Raw genomic sequence first — 6,649 nt, forward strand, 5'->3', positions numbered from 1 at the left:
AAATATTCCTATCATGTTGCTAGGTATTGATTGCCTTTAAAGCAAAAATATAGAAAAACGAGGAGATTTATTATGGCAGACATTAAACAGAGTTCATTGGAACTTATTGGCGGAACACCGCTTTTGCAGCTTAACGGATATTCAAAGAAAGTTGGCGTAAAGGATGCAAAAATTCTTGCAAAACTTGAGTATCTTAATCCGGCCGGAAGTGTAAAGGACCGCGTTGCTCTTGCAATGATTGAAGATGCAGAAGAAAAGGGAATTTTGAAACCGGGTGCTACAATCATTGAACCTACTAGCGGAAACACTGGAATCGGTCTTGCGGCTGTAGCTGCTGCCAAAGGTTACAAGGCAATCCTTACTTTGCCTGACACGATGAGCGTTGAGCGCCGAAATCTTTTGAAGGCTTATGGTGCTGAAATCGTTCTTACAGAGGGTGCAAAAGGCATGAAGGGAGCGATTGCAAAAGCTGAAGAACTTCGCTCTACCACACCGGGAAGCATTATTCCGGGGCAGTTCGTAAATCCTGCTAACCCGGCAATTCATAAAAAAACTACAGGTCCTGAAATCTGGAAGCAGACTGACGGTAAGGTTGATATTTTCGTTGCCGGAATCGGTACTGGCGGAACAATCACAGGTGTCGGCGAATACCTCAAAGAGCAGAATCCGAATGTAAAAATCGTTGCAGTTGAGCCTGCAACAAGTCCTGTGCTTTCAAAGGGTGTTTCTGGTCCTCACAAAATTCAGGGAATCGGTGCAGGTTTTGTTCCTGATGTACTGAATACAAAGGTCTATGATGAAATTATTGCTGTTGAAAATGATGACGCATTTGCAGAAGGTCGCAATTTCGCTCAAAGTGAAGGAATTCTTGTCGGAATTTCGAGCGGTGCGGCATTAAAAGCTGCGAGAATTCTTGCGGAACGACCGGAAAACAAGGGCAAGACAATTGTCGTTCTTTTGCCTGATTCTGGTGACAGATATCTTTCTACACCGCTTTTCAGCAATGACTAGGGAGATGCTGATTTTTTAACACACTAGTCGAAAACCTTCATGTTTCTATTGACAGTAACAAAACAAGATGCTATAGTCTATGTGTTACTATAAATAGAAACTATGAGGAGAAAATCCATGCAGAAAATAAAACTTATGAGTCATCTTGTCGCAGGTTATCCGACAGACGAGAAAGCTCTGGTGGCTGCCCGCTCTCTGATAAAGGGCGGTGCGGACATTCTTGAAATACAGCTTCCATTTTCAGATCCAAGTGCTGACGGTCCTGCAATTCAGACAGCATGCACTCAGGTTTTAAGCCGTTCCTATCGGACTTCAGACGGTCTTTCCTTCATAAAGCAAATTCATTCAGAATTTCCAGAAATTCCTATCTATATAATGAGTTATGGTTCACTAATCTACACTCCAGGAATTGATGCTTTTTGTAAAAAAGCTGCGGAATGTGGCGTAAAAGGCATGATTATCCCGGATTTGCCATTTGATTTTGACGAGGGATTGACTGCGGCATGCAAGGCGAATGGCATGATAAATATTCCTGTTGCCGCTCCAAGCATGAGTGATGAAAGACTTTACAAACTTGCCCATGCGGGCTTTCCTTTTATCTATGCGGCCCTGCGTGTAGGAATTACTGGAACCGATACTAAAATCGACGACGGCACGCTTGAATTCCTTAAAAAGGTGAGTGAAGGTGGCAGCAAGGTTTACGGTGGATTCGGCATATCAAACGGAACCCAGGCAAAGGCCCTTGCTGATTCAGTTGATGCAATCGTTGCGGGTAGCGTTTTTGTACGACTTATCAGCGAAAATCAGCAGAATGTAGAAAAACTTGCTGAATCAATTGAGGCCAAAGCCAGGGAACTTTCGGGATTTTAACGAGATTTGTTCCCTGTCAGTTTACTTTGCGAACAGTGCTTTTACCATTTCAGCGACGGTGCTCACTTTCTGGGCGCCGTCTTCTTTTTCCGGGGCGTAAATTTGCGTAAACCCCAAATCGCGCGCGGTTTTGATTCTCTGCTTTAATCTTGAAACCGGCCGGATTTCTCCTGCAAGACTTAGCTCTCCCAAAAGAATGTTTCCAGAACAGAGCGGAATATCCGTGCGTGCAGAATAAAGTGCGGCTGCAAGGGCGGCATCGATCGCACTTTCGGTGAGTTTTACTCCGCCGGCTACATTGATGTATAAATCTTGGTCTGAGAATTTGAGACGAGTCTTTTTTTCGAGAACTGCCGCAACACGGGCAACGCGGTTTGAGTCGATTTTTTCTGAATAGACACGGCTGATGCTTGCTTTTGCCGGAACCGTAAGCGCCTGAATTTCAACAAGAAAGGCACGGCTTCCTTCAAATACGCAGGAATTTGCAATTCCCGATGGAATCTGACCGTTCCGCTTGGTTATGAACATTGTGCTTGGATCTCCGACGCCTTCAAGTCCTTTTTCTGACATTGCGAAAATTCCTAGCTCATCAACGCTTCCGAATCGGTTTTTAATTGCCCTCAAAAATCGGACTTCATCATCATTGCGTTCAAACGAAACGACTGTATCGACCATGTGTTCAAGGCTTTTTGGACCGGCAATCGTACCTTCTTTTGTTATGTGTGCGCTCATTATGAGCACTGAATCCCGCTCTTTAACCCAGCCAATCAGTTCATTTGCACAGAATTTGAGCTGATTTATCGTTCCGGGAACAATTCCTGCTTCAACTGAATATACCGTCTGAATTGAGTCGATAATCACAAAAACAGGATTAAGGGCAGTCAATGCGTCCTTTATATCTTCAAGTCGCATTGTGCAGAGAATTTCGATTCCTGTTGTGTTCAGACCGAGCCTGTCTGCACGACCTTTAATCTGACCGGCACTTTCTTCACCAGAGACATATAAAATCTTTCCTTTTGTGATTTCATGAATCGCGGAACAGGCTTGAATCATGAGCGTAGATTTTCCGATTCCGGGTTCTCCGCCAATCAGAATGGCACTTCTTTTCATTGCACCGCCGCCAAGAACCCGGTCAAATTCGGCAATTCCTGTTTCAAAACGCGAATTTTCCTGGGCAGAAACCTGTGAAAGAGGAACCGGCTTTACTTTTTCCGTTGCCGCACTTCCGAACGCCGCTGCATTTGAATTCGGGTCGAGAATTGCTTCTTCGAGGGTGTTCCATTCACCGCACTGGGGGCATCTGCCGAGCCATCTGGGCTGCGTGTATCCACATTCGGTGCATTTATAAACAGTTGATTTTGTATTTTTTTTAGGCATATTTACTCCATTTTTTTTCGACTGGATGCTGCTTTATTCTACGCGGATAAAAACATCGTTTGGCAGGCAGGCTGCCCAGTCGTTTTCTTCGATGACGGCTCCCATTTGAATGCATGTCTTATTTTGACATGGCGAAGTCTTAAAAAATGCACGGCCATCTTTGATAATAATCAGCGATTTTCCAATATTTCCTTCTATTTCTATTTCACGATTTTTATCCAGCGGAAAAATGAATTCCTTTTTTCCTGCGTTTATCACGACCCTGCGTTCTGAATTTCTGGAAGTCTTTAAAAAAAGAAAGGAAGCGGCTGTGAGTAAGGCGAAGAGAGTAAAAATCACAAAATCGAATGGACGAAAAATCCGAAAAATCAGTCGATTCATCATAATTAAAAATAGCAAAAAAAAATCAAAAAGCAAAGACTTTGTATAAGCCTTGCCGAACCATGCCTCGATGCTATAATTTTCTGTTAGATTTTAGAGATTTTGGAGATATTTGAGATTTATCACAAAAAAAAGATTGACTTTTTTATATTGGAGATTTATATTTATAACAGCTTGTAAAAAGCTGATAAACTCTCTCCGATGTCCAGCTTGCTGGACGGCAAGGTTTCTTTTAAGTGTTACTTAGAGGAAACCTTGTTTTTTTTTATGTCCTTGTGTTTACTTCGCGTTTGAAACCGAGAAAATCCAAAGGATTTTCTCGTAAGCAAATGGCGGTTTTATCTGCCATTTGCGACAGATTCCGTAATCCATGAGTTTCCGCCGATTACAGAGCCTTTTCCAATCACGGTTTCGCCGCCAAGAATCGTTGCGTTTGCATAGATTGTAACATCATCTTCTATAGTAGGGTGTCTTTTTGTGTTTTTGAGTGATTTTTTTACGCTTAAAGCGCCGAGCGTTACGCCCTGATAAATTTTTACATTGTTGCCGATTATTGTTGTTTCACCGATAACGACACCTGTTCCGTGGTCGATAAAGAAACTTTCACCGATTTTTGCGCCAGGATGTATGTCGATTCCTGTTTTTCCGTGAACATGTTCGCTCATGATTCGTGGAATAACGGGAACTCCGCATTCATAGAGGAAATGCGCGATTCTGTAAACAATGATTGCCTCAAGGCCTGGATACGAAACGATTACTTCATCGCCGCTTTTAGCTGCAGGATCACCGTTGAAGGCCGCGATTGCATCAAGGCGTGCAAGTCTTCGGATTTCTGGAATTGCTTCAATCATTGCGAGTGCCGCTTTTTCTGCAAGTGCAAAGCAGTGCGAGTCTTTGACATTTGAGTTTTCATCATGCTGGGCGGCTTTGTATGTGAGGGCTTTTTGAATTTCTTTTGTGAGGAGGGCGATGATACGATTGACCCTCTGGCCTGTTATGTACCGTAAATTCGCAGAATCAAGCTCTTCTGCCGTTTTATAACCTGGAAAAATGAGACATTGGAGGTCGTGGAGTGCGGCTACTACATTTTCGCGAACCGGAAAATTCTCGCTTCCGGCTTTGTTGATTCCGCCATCCTTTTCATAGGAAAGTAAAATACTGTCTACAAGTTCATCGATTTTCATTGTGCAAATCCTAACATAAAATGAAAAAAAATACTACAATCTTTTTTTGAGAATTCTATTCCGATTCTATTGACACAAAATGTCATGTCAGATATATTACTCAAACACATCTATGTGTGCTCTTGTAGCTCAGTTGGTAGAGCACAGCATTGGTAGTGCTGAGGTCAGCGGTCCGATTCCGCTCGGGAGCTAAACCTAATTTAAGATATAGAAATATTTTAGGAGATATAAAATGGGAAGCAAGAAAAAGACAGCGATTGACATTATCGCCTTGCAGTGTACAGAGTGCAAACGCAAGAATTACACAACAACAAAAAACCGCAAAAATATTCAGGGCAAACTTGAGAAGAATAAATATTGTCCGTTCTGCCGCAAAGAAATTTTGCACAAAGAGACAAAAGCTAAATAAGCTTGTGTAAAATTTAAATTTTGAAAAATGTCCGCCATTTCTTTTATTGAGGATTTTGCTGGCATTTTTCTTAAAATAAATAGGCCTGTAGTTCAGTTGGTAGAGCATCGGTCTCCAAAACCGAGTGTCGCGGGTTCGAGTCCTGCCGGGCCTGATACTTATTTTAAAAGAGGGCTTTATGAGCCTTCTTTTTTGCGTATATTAGTGTTTTATACATAAAAATAATCGAGGATTATCATGGCAAAAGTATTTGGATTTTTCAAAGAGTGTGGTGCAGAACTTAGAAAAGTTACCTGGCCAACCAGAGATGATGTTGTTTCATCTGTTAAGGTTGTTCTTGTTTCCACAATTGTAATTGCTGTTATCCTTGGCGCACTTGATTTCTTGTTCAGCGCCGGTATGAGCCTTATTTTTAGGGCGTAGGAGCGGCTTATGTCAAAAGGTTGGTATATCGTCCATACCTACACGGGCTACGAAAACAAAATCGAAAAAACAATCCGTCAGAAGCTTGAAGCTGGTGAACTTGATTCGGCTGTTATTTCTGAAGTAAAAGTTCCTGTTGAAGAAGTTGTTGAGATTAAAGACGGTAAAAAGAAAAGCAGAAAAAATAAATTCCTTCCTGGATATGTAATGCTTGAAATGGATTTGCCTGATATCGGCTGGAAGGCTATTTGTTCTGGTATCCGAAGCATTCAGGGCGTTACTGGGTTTGTAGGCACTAACCCTAACCAGCGCCCGCGGCCAATCTCTAATGATGAAGCTCGTGGCATTCTTATGAAGTGCGGTGATATCAAGGGTGAAAAGTCTGTTCGAATCGTTCAGGCTTATAATGTCGGAGATCAGGTTAAAATTAACGAAGGACCATTTGCGTCATTCAGCGGTGCTATTGAAGAAATCTATGCTGATAAAAGCAAGTTGCGCGTAATGGTTCAGATTTTTGGCCGGGCTACTCCGGTTGAAGTTGACACAACTCAGGTTGAAAAACTTGTTGTTTAGTGTTTCGTTCTATGAAAAATAAAGTTGTGTCGGTTTTAAAAGACTGATGCACTTAATTTTTGGGAGGAATGCAAGTCCGTTGGACAGAGGCGTTCCGCTAGGGGATCTTTTTTGATTCTCATTACCAATAAAGGAGCTATAAAATGGCTACAAAAAAAATCGTTGAAGTGTTCAAGATTCAGGCACCTGCTGGAGCTGCAACTCCTGCTCCGCCGATTGGACCTGCTTTGGGACCTAAAGGTGTTTCTGCACCTCAGTTCTGTCAGCAGTTCAATGAACGAACAAAGAACATGGAAAAAGGATTGGTTATTCCTGCTGTAATCACAGTTTATCAGGATAAATCATTCACTTTCATCCTCAAAACTCCACCAGCTGCTGTTCTTATCAAGAAAGCACTCAAACTCGAAAAGGGTTCTGGAAA

8 protein-coding genes, 2 tRNA genes and 1 pseudogene are annotated in these 6,649 nt (G+C 42.2%); 8 read left to right on the forward strand and 3 right to left on the reverse strand.

From position 1 onward, the window contains the following. Window positions 1-72: 72 nt before the first annotated feature. Together cysK and trpA are read left to right on the forward strand one after the other, a co-directional pair. A complete protein-coding gene (gene cysK, locus Q0Q74_RS11570; RefSeq protein WP_294431012.1) occupies window positions 73-1,011 on the forward strand; it encodes a cysteine synthase A in 939 nt (312 codons plus the stop codon). Between the two features lie 117 nt (window positions 1,012-1,128). Further along, the gene (trpA, locus tag Q0Q74_RS11575; protein ID WP_294431013.1) at window positions 1,129-1,881 is read left to right on the forward strand and encodes a tryptophan synthase subunit alpha; all 753 of its coding nucleotides are present in this window, start codon (window positions 1,129-1,131) and stop codon (window positions 1,879-1,881) included. Window positions 1,882-1,902: 21 nt separating this feature from the next. Here the strand turns inward: trpA and radA are convergent, their stop codons facing one another. The 3 genes from radA to epsC form a co-directional block, all read right to left on the reverse strand. Further along, on the reverse strand, window positions 1,903-3,258 hold the full coding sequence (gene radA, locus Q0Q74_RS11580; RefSeq protein ID WP_294431015.1) for a DNA repair protein RadA: 1,356 nt from the start codon (window positions 3,256-3,258) through the stop codon (window positions 1,903-1,905). Window positions 3,259-3,291: 33 nt separating this feature from the next. Beyond that, entirely contained in the window at window positions 3,292-3,642 is a 351-nt protein-coding gene (locus Q0Q74_RS11585; protein ID WP_367268354.1) for a NusG domain II-containing protein, read from the reverse strand. Between the two features lie 335 nt (window positions 3,643-3,977). Continuing rightward, a complete protein-coding gene (epsC, locus tag Q0Q74_RS11590) occupies window positions 3,978-4,823 on the reverse strand; it encodes a serine O-acetyltransferase EpsC (protein ID WP_294431018.1) in 846 nt (281 codons plus the stop codon). 118 nt (window positions 4,824-4,941) lie between these two features. Between epsC and Q0Q74_RS11595 the strand changes: the two genes are divergently transcribed. From Q0Q74_RS11595 to Q0Q74_RS11620, 6 genes and pseudogenes are all read left to right on the forward strand, one after another. After that, window positions 4,942-5,014 (forward strand) — tRNA-Thr (locus Q0Q74_RS11595). A 41-nt stretch (window positions 5,015-5,055) separates the two neighbouring features. Then, window positions 5,056-5,232: a 50S ribosomal protein L33 gene (gene rpmG, locus Q0Q74_RS11600; protein WP_191014272.1), complete on the forward strand. Its 177-nt coding sequence runs from the start codon at window positions 5,056-5,058 to the stop codon at window positions 5,230-5,232. An 81-nt stretch (window positions 5,233-5,313) separates the two neighbouring features. After that, a tRNA-Trp gene (locus Q0Q74_RS11605) sits at window positions 5,314-5,386 on the forward strand. Between the two features lie 83 nt (window positions 5,387-5,469). Further along, window positions 5,470-5,655 (forward strand): preprotein translocase subunit SecE, encoded by a 186-nt coding sequence (secE, locus tag Q0Q74_RS11610; RefSeq protein WP_294431021.1) that lies wholly within the window; start codon window positions 5,470-5,472, stop codon window positions 5,653-5,655. 9 nt (window positions 5,656-5,664) lie between these two features. Next, window positions 5,665-6,228 (forward strand): transcription termination/antitermination protein NusG, encoded by a 564-nt coding sequence (gene nusG, locus Q0Q74_RS11615; RefSeq protein WP_294431023.1) that lies wholly within the window; start codon window positions 5,665-5,667, stop codon window positions 6,226-6,228. Window positions 6,229-6,371: 143 nt separating this feature from the next. Continuing rightward, window positions 6,372-6,649, forward strand: a pseudogene (locus Q0Q74_RS11620) (50S ribosomal protein L11); the annotation flags it as partial.

The organism is uncultured Treponema sp. (assembly GCF_946187725.1).
Taxonomy (GTDB): Bacteria; Spirochaetota; Spirochaetia; order Treponematales; family Treponemataceae; genus Treponema_D.

What these genes read in the sequence shown, in the direction of transcription:
- nusG (WP_294431023.1), top strand. Translation starts at nt 5,665, where the DNA reads ATGTCAAAAGGTTGGTATATCGTCCATACCTACACGGGCTACGAAAAC.
- Q0Q74_RS11585 (WP_367268354.1), bottom strand. Translation starts at nt 3,642, where the DNA reads ATGATGAATCGACTGATTTTTCGGATTTTTCGTCCATTCGATTTTGTG.
- radA (WP_294431015.1), bottom strand. Translation starts at nt 3,258, where the DNA reads ATGCCTAAAAAAAATACAAAATCAACTGTTTATAAATGCACCGAATGT.
- epsC (WP_294431018.1), bottom strand. Translation starts at nt 4,823, where the DNA reads ATGAAAATCGATGAACTTGTAGACAGTATTTTACTTTCCTATGAAAAG.
- cysK (WP_294431012.1), top strand. Translation starts at nt 73, where the DNA reads ATGGCAGACATTAAACAGAGTTCATTGGAACTTATTGGCGGAACACCG.
- rpmG (WP_191014272.1), top strand. Translation starts at nt 5,056, where the DNA reads ATGGGAAGCAAGAAAAAGACAGCGATTGACATTATCGCCTTGCAGTGT.
- trpA (WP_294431013.1), top strand. Translation starts at nt 1,129, where the DNA reads ATGCAGAAAATAAAACTTATGAGTCATCTTGTCGCAGGTTATCCGACA.
- secE (WP_294431021.1), top strand. Translation starts at nt 5,470, where the DNA reads ATGGCAAAAGTATTTGGATTTTTCAAAGAGTGTGGTGCAGAACTTAGA.